We start from the raw sequence: 17,011 nt of genomic DNA, 5'->3' as shown, positions 1-17,011 counted from the left end.
TAAATGGAAATGGTTAACGCTTCCCCACCGGAACCCTTGTGACGCACTCAAAAACAGCGAAAATTAACCGACGGTTAACCATGGCGGCCGATGGTCGTTGGACAGAAAGGGCTGGCACGCCGCCGCCACACACCTCAGGTCGTCGCACGTGATCCGCTTCGAAAATGTCGGCCTCCGCTATGGCATGGGTCCGGAAATCCTCCGCGACATCTCCCTGCACATTCCGGAGAGCTCCTTCCAGTTCCTGAGCGGGCCCTCCGGCGCCGGCAAGACGACGCTGCTGCGCCTTCTGTTCATGTCGCTGAAGCCGACACGCGGGCTGATCACCATCTTCGGCAAGGACCGCTCGCGCATCTCGCGCGCTGAACTGCCGCATCTCAGGCGCCGCATCGGCGTGGTGTTCCAGGATTTCCGCCTGCTCGACCACATGACCACCTATGAGAATGTCGCTCTGCCGCTGCGCGTGCGCGGCCGCGAGGAAGCGAGCTACCGCACCGACGTCACCGAACTTTTGAAATGGGTTGGCCTGGGCGAGCGCATGCATGTGCTGCCGCCGGTCCTTTCGGGCGGCGAAAAGCAGCGCGCGGCAATCGCCCGGGCCTTGATCGAACAGCCCGAAATCCTGCTTGCCGACGAGCCGACCGGCAATGTCGACCCGCCGCTGGCGCGCCGGTTGCTCAGGCTGTTCATTGAGCTCAACCGGCTCGGCACCGCGGTGGTGATCGCCACTCACGATCTCGGCCTGATGGAGCAGGTCGACGCGCGCCGCATGATCCTGGCCGGCGGAAGGCTGGATATTTATGACTGAGCTATCGGCCGAACAGCTGCATGAAGACGCCGCCGAGCCCGCGACGACGACGCAGCGCGTCCACCGCCGCATGGCGCCGATCGTGCCGGCGCAGAATATTGCCGGCCGCGCCTTGGTGCTGGTCATCGCCATCATGACCTTCCTGTCCTGCCTGACTTTCGGCGCCGTCACGCTGGTGCGCGACACTGCCTCGGTCTGGGAAAACCAGATCTCGCGCGAGGCGACGATTCAGATCAAACCGGTCGACGGCCTCGACATGGAGGCAGCCCTTGCCCAGGCCTCGCAGATCGTCGGCGAATTCCCCGGCGTGAAGGAAACCCGGATCATCGATCGCGACGCCACCGCGCGTCTGTTGGAGCCATGGCTGGGCTCGGGCCTGAATATCGACGAATTGCCGGTGCCGCGCCTGATCATCGTCACCATCGACGAGACCAGTCCGCCCGACTTTAGCGCCATCCGTGCGGCGCTCACGCCCAAGCTGCCGAGTGCTTCGCTCGACGATCACCGTACATGGGTCGACCGGCTGGTCGCCATGGCCCGCACCACGGTCACCATCGGCATCGCCGTGCTGGTCCTGATGCTGTCGGCGACGGTGCTGACCGTAGTGTTTGCGACGCGCGGCGCTATGGCGGGTAACGGCCATATCATCGAAGTGCTGCATTTCGTCGGCGCCGAGGCGCGCTTCATCGCGCGCGAATTCCGCTGGCATTTCCTGGTCACCGGCATGAAGGGCGCGGCCGCCGGCGGCGCAGCCGCGATCCTGGTTTTCATCGTCTTTTCCTGGTGGTCGTCGCGCAACATGGCAACGCCGCAGGCCGACCAGGCCACCGCTTTGTTCGGCAATTTCGCCATCGGATCGGCAGGCTATCTCGGCGTCGGCCTGATGGTGCTGGTGATCGGCGGACTGACGGCGGCGACCTCGCACGCCACCGTCGTCGCCTATCTCAGCGACATCGATGTCCGCCAGCCGGATGCGGGGTGAACCGTGAGGGCAGAAGCGAAAACAGTTCGGGGGCAAGGACAGGAATGGAAGGGACGATCACGGATCGAAAACCGACGTAACGCAATGTGCGCTTTTTTCCTTACCAAAAAGGCATTTCAGGATTAACCATAGGATGATGAACGCGCGGGAGTCGACCGGAACGGCTGGACAGATGCCAGTGGTGCGTTTGCGTGTGCGTACCGGGCTGGGCCGTTTGCGCACCGCCCTGCGTCTCGCCTCCCTCTGTCTACTGCTGCTGGTGGCCCTGTTTGCCGGTGGCTTCGGCTGGTTCGCCAGCAAGGTCAGCCACATGACGACCCCGACCAACCCAGCCAAGGCCGATGCGATCATCGTCTTGACCGGCGGTCAGGCCCGCCTCGACGCAGCACTCGATCTGCTTGCCTCCGGCAAGGGCGAGCGGCTGCTGATCTCAGGCGTGCATCCCTCTGCCAGCCGCCGCCAATTGCAGGCTGCTACCGGCGGCGACAAGGCGCTGTTTTCCTGCTGTGTCGACATCGACCGCGCCGCGCTCGACACGATCGGCAATGCCGAGGAAAGCGCTAAATGGGTGGAGAGCCACGCCTATGGCAGCGTCATCCTCGTCACCAACAATTACCACATGCCGCGCAGCCTGCTCGAGATGGGCCGCCTGCTGCATGGCGCCAGGCTTGAACCCTATCCGGTGGTCAACACCAATCTGGACAATGGCGACTGGCTGACCAAGCCGGAAGCGCTACGCGTGCTTCTGACCGAATACAGCAAATACCTGCTGGCGCTTGCGCGCGGCGTCGTCCCGGTCCGCCAGACTGCCGACAGCGTCGCACTGGCCGAGGTTTCGACCGCCAAGGACTAAAGCAATTCCAGGAAAAGTGTGTAGCGGTTTCCCCGGGAAAAGCACGTACGCTTTCCCTTGGGAATTGCGTCCAGACAGACGACTCTGACGGCGCTCGATTACCCCTTGGCCGTGCCGTCTTCCGCGCCACGCAGCCGCGCAATCTCCTGTTCGAGGCTTTCAATCCGCTTGTCGCGTTCGGCGAGTGCGGCCGCGACATCGGCGGCCTCGAATCGCTGCGGAATGTGTTGCGGGCAATTGGCATCCCAGGCCGAGACGGTGAACAAGATGACCTGCTCGGGGCGCGCCTTGTAGTCCTGCGGCATCAGCCTTGCCAGAAGCTCGGCATCGTCCTCGACGACGCGCGCCGTGCCCCAGATCTTGACGCGCTGGCGATGCGCATAGTCGATCAGGAACAGGAATGCCTGGTTGTTGTCGGCGAGATTCCCCTGCGTGATGAACTGCCTGTTCCCGGAGAAATCGGCAAAGCCGATGGTCTTCTCGTCCAGCACCTTGAGGAAGCCGGCTGGCCCGCCGCGATGCTGGATGTAGGGCTGACCCTCGCCATTTGCCGTCGACAGGAAGACGCTGGTCTGCGCCGCGATGAAGTCGGCGAGGTCGGGCGTCATATGGGCGCGCCATCCGCCGCGCTCCTCGGCGCTGGCATAGCCCTTGCGCGAACCTTTGCGGGTCTGGATCGCCTTGACCGTCGGCGTGAAGGCGACATCGCTGGTGAAAGTGTGAGCATTCATGGAAGCCTCCGCGAGGCCGAAACACGGCCATTGTACGCGAAGAGGTAGATCCTTCCATGTTTTGGATGTAGATGGCATAGTTGCAAGCTATCCTTCCAATTTCCGGAAGAAAGTATGGATCGTCTCGAAGCCATGTCGCTGTTCGTCGCCGCGGTGGAAGCGGGCAGCCTTTCCGCTGCCGGCCGCCATTTCGGCATTCCACTGGCAACGGTCAGCCGCAAGGTTTCCGACCTCGAAAAGCACCTTCAGGCGCGCCTGCTGAACCGTTCGACCCGGCAGCTCACGCTGACCGATGCCGGCCAGGCCTATCTCGCCGCCTGCCGCCGCATCCTCGGCGAGGTCGGCGAAGCCGAACGCACCGCTGCCGGCGAATACAGCACGCCGACCGGCGACCTGTTCATCACCGCGCCGGTCGTCTTTGGTCGCCTGCACGTGCTGCCTGTCGTCACCGAATTCCTGGCGGCTTATCCTCAAGTCAACATTCGCCTGACGCTGGCTGACCGGATAACCCAACTGGCGGAGGAACATCTCGACCTTGCCATCCGCATCGGCGAGCTTGCGCCTTCGAGCCTCATTGCCATCCGCGTCGGCGCGATCCGTCGCGTCGTGTGCGCCAGCCCCGCCTATATCGCCGCGCATGGCATGCCGCGGACGCCGGACGATCTGGCCGCGCATGAATGCATCAGTTTCGAAGGGCCTGCAGCGCTCGCCAGCTGGAGCTTTGCCGGCGACAAGGGCGAACTGATCGTGCCGATCCACTCACGGCTGCGCGTCAACACGGCGGAAGCTGCAATCGATGCCGCGATTGCAGGCGCCGGGATGACGCGGGTGCTCTCCTACCAGATCGCGGACGCAGTACGTTCCGGCGTGCTCGTCCCGGTCTTGCGACCCTTCGAGCCGCAGCCGTGGCCGGTGAGCCTCGTCCATGCCGGCCAAGGCCTGCTGGCGGTGAAACTAAGGGCGTTCCTCGATTTCGCCGCTCCGCGGCTGAAGCAGCGGCTGTTGCAGGCGACGTGGTGAGTTGAGACTGGCTTGAGTCAGTGGCGAGCCGGCCTATGTCAGGCCATTGCGGCGTTTCCTTTTTGCCCGCGCTTGGTGTAACCAACGCACACCTCCTCAACGGGCCCTTCCCCGCATGCTCTATATCCGCTCGCTGGCGTTCAACTTCGTCTTCTATGTCAATCTGATCGTCCAGATGGTCCTCTGGACCCCTTACTACTTCCTCTCGCCACGCCATCGCGCCTGGTTCGTGCCGAAATTCTGGTCGCGCACCAGCCTGTGGCTCTACGACAAGATCGCCGGCACCAGGAGCGACATCACCGGCGTCGAGAACCTGCCGGAGGGCTCTTTCATCCTGGCGCCGAAACACCAGTCGTTTTGGGACGCGATCGCTTTCTTTCCCTTCCTCCACGATCCGCTTTATATCCTGAAGCGCGAGCTGACCTGGATCCCCTTCTTCGGCTGGTACATCCTGAAGATGCGGATGATCCCGGTTCACCGCGGCAGCCGCTCCAAGGCGTTGAAGCAGGTCGTTGCATCGACAAAGCAGGAGATGGGGCGCAATCCGCGCCAGCTGATTATCTACCCCGAAGGCACGCGCCGAGCGCCAGGCGACGAGCCGGCTTACAAATACGGCATTGTCGAGCTCTATACGCAGCTTGGCGTCCCGGTGGTACCGGTCGCCCATGTCGCCGGCCTCTATTGGCCTCGCCGCAAATTTTTGCGCTTTCCCGGCACCATCAAGGCCCGCTTCCTGCCGCCGATCCCGCCCGGGCTCGGCAAGGACGAATTCATGGACCGGCTGATCGGCGATACGGAAGCCGCCTGCGACCAGCTGCTGATCGAGGCATCGCAGGCTCCTAACCCGCCGCAAATGCCGCCGACGGCGGTCAAGCGGCTGGCCGAACTCGCCGCGGCCGCCAAAGCAATTCCAGGAAAAGTGTGAGCGGTTTTTTCCGTCCTGAATCGCGCCAAAACAAAAAAGACCAAAGCTTGATCTCTTCTGCGGGCCGGCTCAAGGCCACGCCGCCAGCGCCGTGGTCAGCACCAGCGTCGCCGCGAAGGCCAGATTGATGATCCGCGACGTCAGCGGCTGGCGCAGGGTGCGGGCGAAGGCCGCGCCGGCCAGCAGCCACAGCACATGGATGGCTACGATCATCAGGGTGAGAACCGCCAGCCTGGCCGGGATGCCGAGAGCTGCGGTCGCGGAGCCAGCAAGGACCGCAGCAATCGCCAGATAGGCTTTCGGGTTGGCAACGGCGAGCAGGAAGCCGCCGAGGAAGGTCGGCAGAACCGCGCTGCTGTCACGCGCGGCCAGCGGCGGCGCTGTCGCTATTCTGTAGGCGAGGTAGAGAATATAGGCGGCTGAAGCGACCGCCAGCACCGGCGCTACGCCCGGCATCGAGGTGAGGATAGCCTTGATGCCGGTGGCCACGACCAGCAGCACCGCGACCGTGCCTAAAATGATCCCCGATGTGTAGTGAAGCGAATTGCGCAGGCCGAAGGCGGCCCCTATCGCCGTGACGCTGATCGTCGCCGGGCCAGGACTGCCCATGACGACGGTTGCCGCCAGCACCAGCGCCAGCAATTGCTGCCAGGGCTGCGCCTGCGAAAGAATGTCTGCGGCCATGCTGCCTCTTCTCCACAATAATGGAGAACAGTGTGGCAAGGCGGACAGCCGTCGTCTTGAACGATCGTGCCGAACCTGCGCGGCTAGGCGCTGGCCTTGTCCAGCGCCACGAGATCCTCCGCGCTGAGCTTCAGCGATGCGGCGCGCACCAGGCTGTCGACCTGGTCCAGCGTCGTGGCGCTGGCGATCGGCGCAGTGATGCCGGGCTGCGCCATCACCCATGCGAGTGCTACTTCCGCCTGCTTGGCCGAATGGCGCGCCGCCACAGTGTCGAGTGCGGCCAGAATGCGCATGCCGCGCGCATTGAGATAAGCCTTCACGCCGCCGCCGCGTTCACTTTTGCCGAGATCGGCCTCGCTACGGTATTTGCCGCTCAAAAACCCCTTGGCGAGACTGAAATAGGTGATGACGCCGATATCCTCGGCCACGCACACATCATGCAGCGGCCCGTCGAAGGATGAGCGATCGTAGAGATTGTATTCCGGCTGCAGCACGCTGTAGCGCGGCAGCCCGCGCAGGCTGGCAACATCGAGCGCGGCGCGCAGCTGGCCGGCGTCGAGATTCGAGGCGCCGATATGGCGGACCTTGCCGGCAGCGAGCAGCTTCTGGTAGGCGCCGAGCGTCTCTTCATAAGGCGTGGTCGGGTCCGGCCAGTGCGACAAATAGAGGTCGATGACATCGGTCTGCAGTCGCTTGAGCGACGCCTCGACTGCCCTTTCGATATGGGCAGCGGACAGATCCTTCTTGCCTTGTCCCATATCCGAGCCGACTTTGGTGATGACGATGATCTTGTCACGGTTGCCGCGGCTTTTCATCCATTTGCCGATGATGGTCTCGGACTCGCCGCCCGCGTGGCCGGGCACCCAGCGCGAATAGGCATCGGCCGTATCGATAGCGTTGAGGCCGGCGCCGCCGAACCGGTCGAGCAGGTCGAAGGAGGTCTTCTCGTCCGCGGTCCAGCCGAAGACATTGCCGCCCAGGACCAGCGGCGCGATGGAAAGGTCGGTTTGACCGAGACGGCGTTTTTGCAAGACGGGGCTCCGTGGGCTGGCGGCGGGCGACCCGAATGCTTCGGGCCGCAGCTAAGCTAGGTCTCGCCGCGCCGAGGTCAAAGGCCTCAGCCAATTTTCCAGCGGGCCAGCGCTTCACAAAGGCGCGAGCGCTTCGCCTGCAGGCTCGCCGTGGTCCACTGGCTCACGAGGCGATCCGCTTCGCCACCTCTTCCAGCCAGTGGTCGCTGATACCCAGCGCCGCGAGATGCTGCAGCGTGTTGAGCACATAGTCCTCGTTGTTTCCGGACTGGCCGACGGCGCCACGGATAACACCTGCCGCATGCGCGGGGTCGAGCCCGCCGGCATACTGCTCATGCTGGCGGTCGACGATATAGGCAACCGCTTTCACTCTCTCTCCCGCGGCCGCCCCATTCCCGTCGAGGCTGATATCGAGCACACGCTCGAGGTAGACGCTGGTCACCAATTCGCGCTCGCGCAGATAGGTCAGCACCTCATCGCGCAGCTCGCCGGGCACGCGAAAGGCCAGCCCGATGCAGGAGCCGCCACGGTCGAGGCCTAGCACCAGGCCCGGCCGCTGGCGCGTGCCGCGATGCACGAAGGAATAGACGCAGAGCGACCGGCGGTAGCCGTAAAGCCGCGCGCGCCGTGTCTCGACATGGGCGAATCCCGGTCGCCAGATCAGCGAGCCGTAGCCAAAAACCCAAAAATCGCCCATATCGCCAAGCCTGATTGTACGAGAGTGACGCCGCCGCATCGGAATCGGTGCTCTTCTGTTCTTTTTGCTTTTGCGTAAGCCACAGTCCACCCGCAACACGCCCGCGTTAATGAAAGCCGCAGCATGACGTCAAGTGACGAGCGTCCGTCGAAGTTTCGCCGCCGGCTGATGTGGCTCGCTGCCTTGCTCGTTATGCTGTTCGGCGTCTACAGCGCAGTCTGGTTCTATGTCGCCGGTCGCGTCAGCAGCGAAGCCGACAAGGCGGTGGCCTCGCTCAAGGACAAAGGCATCGAGGCCGGCTGCGCCAACCTCACCGTCAGCGGCTACCCCCTGAGTTTTGCCATCTCCTGTGACAATCTGGCTTACGAGGACGACGCCAGGAACGTTGCCGCCTCGGCAGGCAGCTTCAACTTCGTTGCAGAGCTCATCCGGCCTTTGTCGCCTGCCGCCGAGTTGCGTGGGCCGCTGCGCACCTCGGTGCCGGGGATGGCGCCGCTATGGATCGACTGGGACAATCTGCAGGCCAATGCCAAGCTCTTCTGGCCCCTGCCCCGGAGCATTTCGCTGCAGGCGGAGAGCTTGTCCGGCCAGACGGATCCGGCCGACGACACTGATCCGGTTTCACTGTTCAGCGCCGGAACCGCGGCGGGCGAGTTGCGGCCCGACGGCCAGGACATCGGCTACGTCGGCAGCTTCACCGATCTTGAGATCGACGCCGACGCGATCGGCGGGCGCGTGCTGCCGCCGCTCGACGGCAGCGGCGACGCGACGCTGAAGAACGGCGTCGCGCTGATGAAGACGCAGGCCAGGAGCCTGCGCGGCCAGGCGGCCGACATCCACAAGCTCGATCTGTCGTCGGGAACCGCGCGCATCACCGTCTCCGGCCCGGTGTCGGTCGACGCCAACGGCCTGGTCAATGCCGACCTGACGATCAAGCTGCAGGATCCCAAAGCCGTGGCGGCAATCCTCGCCACCGCAATCCCCGAGCAGAAGAGCCAGATCGAGCAAGGCTTTGCCGGTCTGGCGCTGCTCGGCAACGAACCGTCGATGCCGCTCAAGGTGGTGAAGGGCAAGGTCTCGCTCGGCTTCATTCCGCTGGGCAAGATCAAGCCGCTCGATTAGAGCAATTCCAAGAAAAGTGTGAGCGGTTTTCCGTCCGGAATTCCGTTAAAACAAAGAGATAGAGCATGATCGCAAAGAGCGGGAACGGCTTTTGGGGAGAGATCATGCTCGAGCAAGCCGACGCATGAACCGACCGGTGAAACTGCTGAGCGTTGGCGCGCTGACGCTGGATACCATCCTGCGCGTCGAAACCCTGCCCACGCATCAGGGCAAGTTCATCGCCTCGGACGGCATCCAGATCGCCTCGGGCATGGCGACAAGTGCTGCCTGCGCCGCCCGCCGTCTCGGCGCCGAGGTGTTCCTGTGGGCAAGTGCAGGTGACGATGCCGTCGGCGACCAATTGCTGGCCGGCATCGAGGCCGAGGGCGTCGATTGCGGCTTTGTCCGCCGCGTCGAAGGCGCCCGCTCGGCGCTGGCCGCGATCCTGGTCGACGCTCATGGCGAGCGCATCATCGTGCCCTTCTACGACCCAAAGGCGCAGGCCGACCCCGAGGCGGTGCCTGTCGCCGATCTTTCCGGCTTCGATGCCGTGCTGGTCGATGTGCGCTGGCCGGGCGCCGCCGCTCTTGCCTTGACCGCCGCGCGCGACGCCGGTTGCCCGGCAATCCTCGACGCCGACACGGCGCCGCTGGAGGTGCTGGAGCATCTGTTGCCGCTGGCGTCGCACATCGTCGCTTCGGAGACGGCTGCACGCATTGTCTGCGGCCACGCGCTGAATCCCGAAACCGCCTGCGCCGACCTCGCCAGCCGCACAGACGCCTTTGTCGCGGTTACCGGCGGCGCCTCGGGAAGCTGGTGGCATGACCGGTCCGCCGGATGCGTGCGCCACATCGCGGCGCCGAAGATCAAGGCGGTCGACACGCTTGCCGCCGGCGACGTGTTTCACGGTGCCTTTGCCGTCGGGCTTGCCGAAGCCATGCCTATCGAGCAGGCCTTGCGCTTTGCCAGCGCGGCGGCCGCGCTCAAATGCCAGCGCTTCGGCGGCCGGCTGGGCGCGCCGGACCGGGCCGAGACAATGGCCATGGTCGCGGCGACCTGGCCCGTCTGAAACAGATTTAACTTTTCACCGGGTGCTCGACCGCCTGCCGGCCGAAATCCGGCACGTCGATATCCTGGCCGGCCTCGATGATCGAACGGCGAACGGCCCGGGTGCGGGTGAACAGGTCGAACAGCTTGTCGCCGTCGCCCCAGCGGATCGCCCGCTGCAGCGAGGCGAGGTCCTCCGAAAAGCGCGCCAGCATTTCCAGGATGGCATCCTTGTTGTGCAGGCACACGTCGCGCCACATGGTCGGGTCGGAGGCGGCCAGACGGGTGAAGTCGCGGAAACCGGAAGCCGAATATTTGATCACTTCCGACTTGGTCACCGATTCCAGATCGTCGGCCGTGCCGACGATGTTGTAGGCAATGATGTGCGGAAGATGCGAAACGATGGCCAGCGTCATGTCATGATGCTGCGGGTCCATCGTGTCGATGTTGGAGCCGCAGCGCCGCCAGAATTCCGACAGCTTTTCCAGCGCGGCCGGATCGGTTCCCGGCAGCGGCGTGAAGATGCACCAGCGGTGTTCGAACAGCTCGGCGAAACCCGCATCCGGGCCCGATTTCTCCGTACCCGCCAGCGGGTGTCCCGGAATGAAGTGCACGCCGTCCGGCACATAGGGCTGCATTTGCGCAATGACGGAGGCCTTGGTCGAACCGACATCGGTGAGGATGGCGCCTTTTTTCAGCGCCGCTGCGATCTCTTGCGCCACCTCGCCCGACGACCCCACTGGCACCGAGACGATGATCAGGTCGGCGTCGAGGACCGCTTCCCTGGCGTCGGTGGTGTAGCTCTCGCCAAGACCGAGCTCCTTCGCCCGCGCCAGCGTGGCCGGGCTGCGCGTCGCGATGGCGACATGGCGGGCCAGGCCCTCGCGGCGGATGATGCGGGCCAGCGACGAGCCGATCAGGCCGATGCCGACCAGCGCGATCTTTTCAAACATCGGTGCTGTCATTGTTTCAGCTTTTCAGGAATGTCGTGAGGGCATCGATGACGCCGCGATTTGCTTCTTCGGTGCCGACGCTCATGCGCAGCGCATTGGGGAAGCCATAGCCGGTAACGCGCCGCAATATATAGCCGCGCTGGGTGAGGTAATCGTCCGCCGCCTCAGCCGAATGCCTCTTGTCGTCGGGAAAGTGGATGAGGACGAAATTGCCGACGCTGGGCGTCACGCGCAGCCCAAGCTTCGTCAGTTCTTCATTCAGCCAGGTAAGCCAGGTCTCGTTGTGCAACGAACTGCGCTCGACATGGGCGCGGTCGCGGATGGCGGCAATGCCGGCCTCGATCGCTGTTGCGTTAACGTTGAAAGGGCCGCGGATGCGGTTGATGGCATCGACGATGTGCAGTGGGCCATACATCCAGCCGATGCGCGCGCCGCCAAGGCCGAGCTTGGAGAAGGTGCGGGTCATGACCACATTCTGTGCGCTGCCCGCCAGCTCGATGCCGGCCTCATAGTCATTGCGCCTGACATATTCGGCATAGGCCGCGTCCAGCACCAGAAGCACGTTGCCCGGGAGCGCGGAATGCAGGCGGCGGACCTCCTGGAACGGCAGATAGGTTCCGGTCGGATTGTTGGGATTGGCGAGGAAGATGATTTTGGTCCGCGGCGTCACCGCGGCCAGGATCGCGTCGACGTCGGCGCGTTCCTCGGTTTCCTTCACAGCAACCGGCTTGGCCCCCGCCGACTGAATGTAGATCTTGTAGACCATGAAGGCATGTTCGGTAAAAATCGCCTCATCGCCTGGCGCAAGATAGGTCTGCGCCAGCAGGCCAAGTATCTCGTCGGAACCGTTGGAGCAGATGATGTTTGCCGGGTTGAGGCCATGCACCTCGGCGATCGCCTCGCGCAGCCGGCGGGCGGTGCCGTCGGGATAGACATCGAGCTTGGCAGCCACTTCACGCGCGGCCTCGATCGCCTTCGGCGACGGGCCGAGCGGGTTCTCGTTCGACGATAGTTTATGGACCTTGGCGACGCCGGCCGGTGCTGTGCTCTTGCCCGGCACATAGGCGTCGATGTCCATAATGCCCGCGCGGGGCGTCGGTCGTGCCTTGTCCGCTGTCTTGTCCATGTCGCAAATCCATCGAGAATGCCTCCGTCCGGAGGCCGCAGCGGAAATACAAGCCGTAGCCGCGAATGTCGAGAGGCGGGCAATAGCTGGCCGTTGACGCCGGGCCGCACGAGTTCTAGAAGAACGCAACAGTTCCGTGGTGATTTGGCCGGTCGGCTTGCAGCCACGTTAAACAACTCGCTAAAGGGCCGTTTGCGTGACGTAACCGGCTTTGCGATCGCATTGCCGGTTTTTTATTGCCTGACGGCGGGCAAGGAGAGTCACATGGCCGCGCTCCGCGCTACAAAAACCAACAACGAGGCCGACAACCCGTCGAGCCCTGTGTTGCGTTTTGGCCCTGACAAGCCGCTGAAGCTTGACGCCGGCACGCTTTTGTCGCCGTTCCAGATCGCCTACCAGACATATGGCGCCCTCAACGATGCCCGCACCAACGCCATCCTGGTCTGCCACGCGCTGACCGGCGACCAGCATGTCGCCAGCACCAATCCGGTGACCGGCAAGCCCGGCTGGTGGGAAGTGCTGATCGGTCCCGGCAAGATCATCGACACCAACCGCTTCTTCGTCATTTGCTCCAACGTCATCGGCGGCTGCCTCGGCTCCACCGGTCCGGCCTCGACCAATCCCGCCACCGGCAAGCCCTACGGCCTCGACCTGCCAATCATCACCATCCGCGACATGGTCCGGGCGCAACTGATGCTGGTCGACCATTTCGGCATCGAAAAGCTGTTTTGCGTGCTCGGCGGCTCGATGGGCGGCATGCAGGTGCTGGAATGGGCGTCATGCTATTCCGAGCGCGTCTTCTCGGCCCTGCCGATCGCCACAGGCGCACGCCATTCCTCGCAGAACATCGCCTTCCACGAGGTCGGCCGCCAGGCTGTCATGGCTGATCCGGACTGGCATGGCGGCAAATATTTCGAGCACGGCAAGCGCCCGGAAAAGGGGCTCGCCGTGGCGCGCATGGCCGCCCACATCACCTATCTGTCGGAAGCCGCCCTGCATCGGAAATTCGGCCGCAATCTGCAGGACCGCGAAGCGCTGACCTTCGGTTTCGACGCAGATTTCCAGATCGAAAGCTATCTGCGCCACCAGGGCATGACATTCGTCGACCGCTTCGACGCCAACTCCTACCTCTACATGACCCGTTCGATGGATTATTTCGACCTCGCCGCCGACCATGGCGGCCGGTTGGCAGATGCCTTTGCCGGGACCAAGACCCGCTTCTGCCTGGTGTCCTTCACCTCGGACTGGCTGTTCCCGACCGAGGAGAGCCGCTCGATCGTGCATGCGCTCAACGCCGCCGGCGCCTCCGTCTCCTTCGTCGAGATCGACACCGACCGCGGCCATGATGCCTTCCTGCTCGATGAACCCGAACTGTTTGCCGCCATCAAGGGCTTCATCGGCTCGGCGGCCCGCGCAAGGGGGCTCGCCTCATGAGCGTCAATGGCAGCCAGCGCGTCGACCTCGAAGTCGTGGCCAACCTGATACCGCCGCAGTCGCGGGTGCTCGATGTCGGCTCCGGCGACGGCCTGCTGCTCGAACTCCTGCAGGAGACCAAGCAGGTCGACGGCCGCGGGCTGGAGCTGTCACAGCGCGGCGTCAATGAATGCGTGGCGCGCGGTCTCTCGGTCATCCAGGGCGATGCCGATACCGACCTCGAATTCTATCCGGACAAGGGTTTTGACTTCGTCGTCCTGTCTCAGACGCTGCAGGCGACCCGCAACCCGAAGCTGGTGCTCGACGAGCTGCTGCGAATCGGCAACCGCGCCATCGTCTCCTTCCCCAATTTCGGCCACTGGCGGGTGCGGCTGTCGCTGTTCGTCAATGGCCGGATGCCGGTGACCGCGGACCTGCCCTATTCCTGGTACGACACGCCCAACATCCATTTCTGCACCATCCGCGACTTCGTCAATCTGGTCGAGGAACTCGGCGCTTCGGTCGAGAAAGCCACCGCGCTCGACGGCAACGGCCAGAAGATCGGCCTGTCGATGCCATGGTGGTTCTGGAATTTCTTCGGCCAGCAAGCGGTGTTCTTGCTGAAGCGGTAGTTTGCCCCTATTCCAGCACGTCCGTCGCCTTGTGCGGGTGCTGAACGCCATCGGCGATGATCACATCGGCGTGGGAGTTGTGGGTGCGCAAGGCCAGAATCTCGCGATAGGCTGATGAATCGTACCAGCCCCACGCATGCGCCCTGTCCGGAAACTCGATGACGATCAGATGCCCGGGCCATTCGTTTTCGACCACCTCCATGTCGCCGCCGTGGACAAGGAAGCGGCCGCCGAAAGGCTCCAATGTGGCGTCGATCCTCTGCAGATACTCGACAATCTGCGGGCCCATTGTGACTTGACGCATATGGGCGACGGCGTAGGCGGCCATGGCTGAACTCCCTGTGAGATCGAAGCCCGACGACCGGCTTCGTTGGCGCAATCTGCAGACATGATGGCCATCGGTCGATTACGTCTGGGGTAATCGGCCGGCTTACCGGCGTCCTGGCTCAACAGTTTGTGATGACATTGCCGCTGGTTTTTTGTAGCGTCGAAGCGAATGCCATCCCGGGGTAAGGCTTGGACGGCGACCATCAAAACCTCCGGCCTCCAGGCATTTCGGGGCACAATCGAAGCAACATGTCCAAGGCAACCGACCTCGCTCCGCTGATCTCGGTGATCACACCGACGCACAATCGCCGCAGCAAGGTGGTGCGCGCCGTGGAGAGCGTGCTGGCGCAGAATTTTCCCCGGTTCGAACACATTGTCGTCGATGACGGCTCGACCGACGGTACGGCAGCCGCACTTGCCGAAATCCGCGATCCACGGCTGATCTATGTTGGCTCGAAATGGCGCGGCGCCAATGCCGCCCGCAATGCCGGCATCGAGCGGGCGCAGGCGCCGGTGGTGACATTCCTCGATTCCGACGACGTCTATTTGCCGGATCGCCTGGCGCGGACGCTGGAGCAGTTCGACAACAATCCCTCGCTCGAAGTGCTGATCAGTTCCTTCGTGTCGCTGAAGGGCAATCGCCGCACCAACTGCGTCAACCGCGAGGCGCTGCTGAGCCGCGACTCGCTGGAGCGGGCCCTTGTCGCGCAGACCATCTTCATTGCCGGGTCGGCAATCACCGCCCGGCGCGAGTCGCTGCTGGCCATCGGCGGCTACGACAGTGACGTCACGCGCATGCAGGATCGCGAATTGTTGCTGCGCTTTGCCCGTCGCAGCGGCGCGCAGCTGTCCGAAGTGATCGACTGGAAAAAGTACAACTCGGAGAATTCGATCTCCGGTCGCCGGGACGGCTATGTCGAAGCCTATGCGAGCTTGATCGACAAGCACCCCTATATCGCCGACCGCTACCCCTACATTCCGCCTTACATGATCGCCCGGCAGCTCATCGCCGATGCACTCAAGGGCAGGGTTTCGCAGGCGTTCTCCGGCTATATGGCCAACCGGTCGTCGAAGGCGCTTGGCTATTCGCTGCCGCAGCTGTTGCGTGGCTATGTCGGCGGCCGGCGCTGGCGCCGCGATCTCTATGCCGAATTTCGCGACAAATACGGTGCACGGCCGGCCTGAAGTTTGCCGACAAGCCGAGCAGCGGCTTTCCCCTCCGAACTGCCTCAAACCTCATTTGTCGAGTTCCGGCAGATATGGGTCGGAATATAGCCGCCGGTCGCGTTCGCCCTGCAGGCAGTCCATGGGTGCGGCGGCATCGATCGGGACCACGGTCGCATCGGCGATGCCGCTCACCTCCAGGATCAGCTTGCGGCGTATGGCGGTGGCGAACTCCGAGGCCGCATAGATCGGCAACACGAAGGAGCCGGGCCCACCGGTGACGCACTCGTCATAATACTGGTCGAGATGGCTGAAGGTCGGCGACGGGCTGATCAGGATCGGCAGGCCGTTGATGACGATGCCCTTGGCCACCGCCGCATCGCGTGTCGTGGCGACGGGCAGCCCGGTGTTGTTGGGACCGTCGCCGGAAATGTCGATGACGCTGCGTGGCGCATCGAACCCCGTGCCCTCGAACAGCCCGGCGCCGAAGGCAAGCGCACCGGAAATCGAGGTGCCGCGAAAGCTGCGGAACGGCCGCGCTTCTATTCTGTCGGCGAAGGCGTTGGCGCTCTCTGCGCTGTCGATCACCTGCCAGGCGATGACGCCATCCTCGCGCACGACGCCCGCCCATTCGAAATAGGCAAGCGCGATGCGCCCGGTGGTTCCCGAGCGCACGGCCTTGATGAAATCGGGATGCCTGAGCGCCTCGACATAGCCAGCGCGCTGCAGCGCGAACTCCCTCTCGTCCATCGACTGTGAGATGTCGACGGCCAGCACCAGTTCGACATCCACGGCAACGGCCGGGGCAGCCACGGGCGTGGTGCAGGCAAGGCAGGCAAGCAGGCTGAGCGCATCGAGCATGGCCGCACCACGGATGTTTCGACCCGTGAATCTTCGCCGCGATCGCGGCGAAATAAAGCCCCTTCTACTTCTTTCGCCGCACGGCCGCTTTCGGCGGCGGGTCGATGGCGCCGGTCCTGACTCGGGCGGGTTTCAGTGGCGCAGCACCCGTATCCTTCACGATGTTCAATGCGCGTGGAAAGAAATGACCATTGTGCAGTCCGCGCCCGATGTTGAGGATCGCGGTTTCCGGCAGGCGTTTCTCCAGCATGGACAGTACCCTTCGCAGCGAAGGACCATCGAACGCGTCCATCGCTTCGTCGATGATCACCCATTTCGGCTGCCGCAAGGCCAGCCTGGCGAAGGCCAGCGACCGCTGTTCGTCATCGTTGAGTTCACGCTCCCAGCGTGCGGAACGGTCGAGCGAGGATGACAGCCGCTCGAGGCCGACCTCGGCCAGCACCGCCCCAAAATCAGCATCGCCAGCCGGCGCCGAGCCATTTGGATGCAGCACTTCGCGTAACGTGCCGGCAGGAAAATACGGAACACGCGGCACGAAAATCGGCGTTTCTCCGGCCGGCAAGCCGATCCGCCCGCTGCCCCAGGGCCAAAGGCCGGCAATGGCGCGGAAGAACAATGTCTTGCCGGCGCCTGGGTCGCCGGTGATCATGACGCGC

At 63.8% G+C, this 17,011-nt stretch carries 19 protein-coding genes and 1 riboswitch; of the genes, 10 read left to right on the top strand and 9 right to left on the bottom strand.

Going from position 1 to position 17,011, the window contains the following annotated elements; translation table 11 throughout:
- The first annotated feature begins 148 nt into the window (after positions 1 to 148).
- The 3 genes from ftsE (at position 149) to NKI96_RS26240 (ending at position 2,643) form a co-directional block, all read left to right on the top strand.
- Positions 149 to 808 (top strand): cell division ATP-binding protein FtsE, encoded by a 660-nt coding sequence (ftsE, locus tag NKI96_RS26250; RefSeq protein WP_023685344.1) that lies wholly within the window; start codon positions 149 to 151, stop codon positions 806 to 808.
- Complete coding sequence (locus NKI96_RS26245; protein WP_023704319.1) at positions 801 to 1,790, top strand: cell division protein FtsX; 990 nt, start codon at positions 801 to 803, stop codon at positions 1,788 to 1,790. Before ftsE ends, NKI96_RS26245 begins: the two co-directional genes overlap by 8 nt.
- A 133-nt stretch (positions 1,791 to 1,923) precedes the next feature.
- Entirely contained in the window at positions 1,924 to 2,643 is a 720-nt protein-coding gene (locus NKI96_RS26240; RefSeq protein WP_023673311.1) for a YdcF family protein, read from the top strand.
- 98 nt (positions 2,644 to 2,741) lie between these two features.
- Here the strand turns inward: NKI96_RS26240 and NKI96_RS26235 are convergent, their stop codons facing one another.
- Positions 2,742 to 3,374: a pyridoxamine 5'-phosphate oxidase family protein gene (locus tag NKI96_RS26235; protein WP_023673310.1), complete on the bottom strand. Its 633-nt coding sequence runs from the start codon at positions 3,372 to 3,374 to the stop codon at positions 2,742 to 2,744.
- Positions 3,375 to 3,488: 114 nt separating this feature from the next.
- On the opposite strand from NKI96_RS26235, the gene NKI96_RS26230 reads away from it, so the two are divergent.
- Together NKI96_RS26230 and NKI96_RS26225 are read left to right on the top strand one after the other, a co-directional pair.
- Complete coding sequence (locus tag NKI96_RS26230) at positions 3,489 to 4,394, top strand: LysR family transcriptional regulator (protein WP_023685345.1); 906 nt, start codon at positions 3,489 to 3,491, stop codon at positions 4,392 to 4,394.
- Positions 4,395 to 4,509: 115 nt separating this feature from the next.
- Positions 4,510 to 5,319, top strand: a complete 810-nt coding sequence (locus tag NKI96_RS26225; protein WP_023673308.1) for a lysophospholipid acyltransferase family protein — start codon at positions 4,510 to 4,512, stop codon at positions 5,317 to 5,319.
- A gap of 69 nt (positions 5,320 to 5,388) precedes the next feature.
- On the opposite strand, the gene NKI96_RS26220 is transcribed toward NKI96_RS26225, so the two are convergent.
- From NKI96_RS26220 to NKI96_RS26210, 3 genes are all read right to left on the bottom strand, one after another.
- On the bottom strand, positions 5,389 to 6,003 hold the full coding sequence (locus NKI96_RS26220; protein ID WP_023685346.1) for a LysE family translocator: 615 nt from the start codon (positions 6,001 to 6,003) through the stop codon (positions 5,389 to 5,391).
- Between the two features lie 83 nt (positions 6,004 to 6,086).
- Positions 6,087 to 7,034, bottom strand: a complete 948-nt coding sequence (locus tag NKI96_RS26215; protein ID WP_023685347.1) for an aldo/keto reductase — start codon at positions 7,032 to 7,034, stop codon at positions 6,087 to 6,089.
- Between the two features lie 163 nt (positions 7,035 to 7,197).
- Complete coding sequence (locus NKI96_RS26210) at positions 7,198 to 7,731, bottom strand: gamma-glutamylcyclotransferase (protein WP_023673305.1); 534 nt, start codon at positions 7,729 to 7,731, stop codon at positions 7,198 to 7,200.
- A gap of 123 nt (positions 7,732 to 7,854) precedes the next feature.
- On the opposite strand from NKI96_RS26210, the gene NKI96_RS26205 reads away from it, so the two are divergent.
- On the top strand, positions 7,855 to 8,853 hold the full coding sequence (locus NKI96_RS26205; protein WP_023685348.1) for a DUF2125 domain-containing protein: 999 nt from the start codon (positions 7,855 to 7,857) through the stop codon (positions 8,851 to 8,853).
- Positions 8,854 to 8,977: 124 nt separating this feature from the next.
- Positions 8,978 to 9,901 (top strand): sugar kinase, encoded by a 924-nt coding sequence (locus tag NKI96_RS26200; RefSeq protein WP_352806922.1) that lies wholly within the window; start codon positions 8,978 to 8,980, stop codon positions 9,899 to 9,901.
- A gap of 7 nt (positions 9,902 to 9,908) precedes the next feature.
- Here NKI96_RS26200 and NKI96_RS26195 read toward each other — a convergent pair whose 3' ends face one another.
- Positions 9,909 to 10,844, bottom strand: a complete 936-nt coding sequence (locus NKI96_RS26195) for a prephenate/arogenate dehydrogenase family protein (protein ID WP_352806919.1) — start codon at positions 10,842 to 10,844, stop codon at positions 9,909 to 9,911.
- Positions 10,845 to 10,848: 4 nt separating this feature from the next.
- The gene (gene hisC / locus NKI96_RS26190) at positions 10,849 to 11,958 is read right to left on the bottom strand and encodes a histidinol-phosphate transaminase (protein WP_023704330.1); all 1,110 of its coding nucleotides are present in this window, start codon (positions 11,956 to 11,958) and stop codon (positions 10,849 to 10,851) included.
- A gap of 126 nt (positions 11,959 to 12,084) precedes the next feature.
- A riboswitch (SAM riboswitch) is annotated at positions 12,085 to 12,162 on the top strand.
- A 60-nt stretch (positions 12,163 to 12,222) separates the two neighbouring features.
- On the opposite strand from hisC, the gene metX reads away from it, so the two are divergent.
- Positions 12,223 to 13,392, top strand: coding sequence for a homoserine O-acetyltransferase MetX (gene metX, locus NKI96_RS26185; protein ID WP_023685352.1), 1,170 nt, complete (start codon positions 12,223 to 12,225; stop codon positions 13,390 to 13,392).
- The gene (gene metW, locus NKI96_RS26180; protein ID WP_023673299.1) at positions 13,389 to 14,003 is read left to right on the top strand and encodes a methionine biosynthesis protein MetW; all 615 of its coding nucleotides are present in this window, start codon (positions 13,389 to 13,391) and stop codon (positions 14,001 to 14,003) included. The genes metX and metW overlap by 4 nt, the downstream gene beginning before the upstream one ends.
- Before the next feature lie 7 nt (positions 14,004 to 14,010).
- Here metW and NKI96_RS26175 read toward each other — a convergent pair whose 3' ends face one another.
- A complete protein-coding gene (locus NKI96_RS26175; protein WP_023673298.1) occupies positions 14,011 to 14,331 on the bottom strand; it encodes a DUF1330 domain-containing protein in 321 nt (106 codons plus the stop codon).
- A 248-nt stretch (positions 14,332 to 14,579) separates the two neighbouring features.
- Between NKI96_RS26175 and NKI96_RS26170 the strand changes: the two genes are divergently transcribed.
- The gene (locus NKI96_RS26170) at positions 14,580 to 15,515 is read left to right on the top strand and encodes a glycosyltransferase family 2 protein (protein WP_023673297.1); all 936 of its coding nucleotides are present in this window, start codon (positions 14,580 to 14,582) and stop codon (positions 15,513 to 15,515) included.
- Positions 15,516 to 15,566: 51 nt separating this feature from the next.
- Here NKI96_RS26170 and NKI96_RS26165 read toward each other — a convergent pair whose 3' ends face one another.
- Both NKI96_RS26165 and NKI96_RS26160 read right to left on the bottom strand, forming a co-directional pair.
- Complete coding sequence (locus tag NKI96_RS26165) at positions 15,567 to 16,355, bottom strand: DUF1194 domain-containing protein (RefSeq protein ID WP_352806916.1); 789 nt, start codon at positions 16,353 to 16,355, stop codon at positions 15,567 to 15,569.
- A gap of 64 nt (positions 16,356 to 16,419) precedes the next feature.
- On the bottom strand, positions 16,420 to 17,011 hold a 592-nt coding region (locus tag NKI96_RS26160), incomplete at its 5' end, for an ATP-binding cassette domain-containing protein (RefSeq protein WP_352806915.1).

Source organism: Mesorhizobium sp. M0292, from assembly GCF_040321695.1.
Lineage (GTDB): Bacteria > Pseudomonadota > Alphaproteobacteria > Rhizobiales > Rhizobiaceae > Mesorhizobium.
The sequence above is the reverse complement of the archived record's forward strand: the minus strand, read 5'-3'. Positions and strand labels throughout refer to the sequence as shown.

Coding starts and splice junctions, on each gene's coding strand:
- NKI96_RS26245 (WP_023704319.1), top strand. CDS start 801: ATGACTGAGCTATCGGCCGAACAGCTGCATGAAGACGCCGCCGAGCCC.
- NKI96_RS26240 (WP_023673311.1), top strand. CDS start 1,924: ATGATGAACGCGCGGGAGTCGACCGGAACGGCTGGACAGATGCCAGTG.
- NKI96_RS26235 (WP_023673310.1), bottom strand. CDS start 3,374: ATGAATGCTCACACTTTCACCAGCGATGTCGCCTTCACGCCGACGGTC.
- NKI96_RS26230 (WP_023685345.1), top strand. CDS start 3,489: ATGGATCGTCTCGAAGCCATGTCGCTGTTCGTCGCCGCGGTGGAAGCG.
- NKI96_RS26225 (WP_023673308.1), top strand. CDS start 4,510: ATGCTCTATATCCGCTCGCTGGCGTTCAACTTCGTCTTCTATGTCAAT.
- NKI96_RS26220 (WP_023685346.1), bottom strand. CDS start 6,003: ATGGCCGCAGACATTCTTTCGCAGGCGCAGCCCTGGCAGCAATTGCTG.
- NKI96_RS26210 (WP_023673305.1), bottom strand. CDS start 7,731: ATGGGCGATTTTTGGGTTTTTGGCTACGGCTCGCTGATCTGGCGACCG.
- NKI96_RS26205 (WP_023685348.1), top strand. CDS start 7,855: ATGACGTCAAGTGACGAGCGTCCGTCGAAGTTTCGCCGCCGGCTGATG.
- NKI96_RS26200 (WP_352806922.1), top strand. CDS start 8,978: ATGAACCGACCGGTGAAACTGCTGAGCGTTGGCGCGCTGACGCTGGAT.
- NKI96_RS26195 (WP_352806919.1), bottom strand. CDS start 10,844: ATGACAGCACCGATGTTTGAAAAGATCGCGCTGGTCGGCATCGGCCTG.
- hisC (WP_023704330.1), bottom strand. CDS start 11,958: ATGGACAAGACAGCGGACAAGGCACGACCGACGCCCCGCGCGGGCATT.
- metX (WP_023685352.1), top strand. CDS start 12,223: ATGGCCGCGCTCCGCGCTACAAAAACCAACAACGAGGCCGACAACCCG.
- metW (WP_023673299.1), top strand. CDS start 13,389: ATGAGCGTCAATGGCAGCCAGCGCGTCGACCTCGAAGTCGTGGCCAAC.
- NKI96_RS26175 (WP_023673298.1), bottom strand. CDS start 14,331: ATGGCCGCCTACGCCGTCGCCCATATGCGTCAAGTCACAATGGGCCCG.
- NKI96_RS26170 (WP_023673297.1), top strand. CDS start 14,580: ATGTCCAAGGCAACCGACCTCGCTCCGCTGATCTCGGTGATCACACCG.
- NKI96_RS26165 (WP_352806916.1), bottom strand. CDS start 16,355: ATGCTCGATGCGCTCAGCCTGCTTGCCTGCCTTGCCTGCACCACGCCC.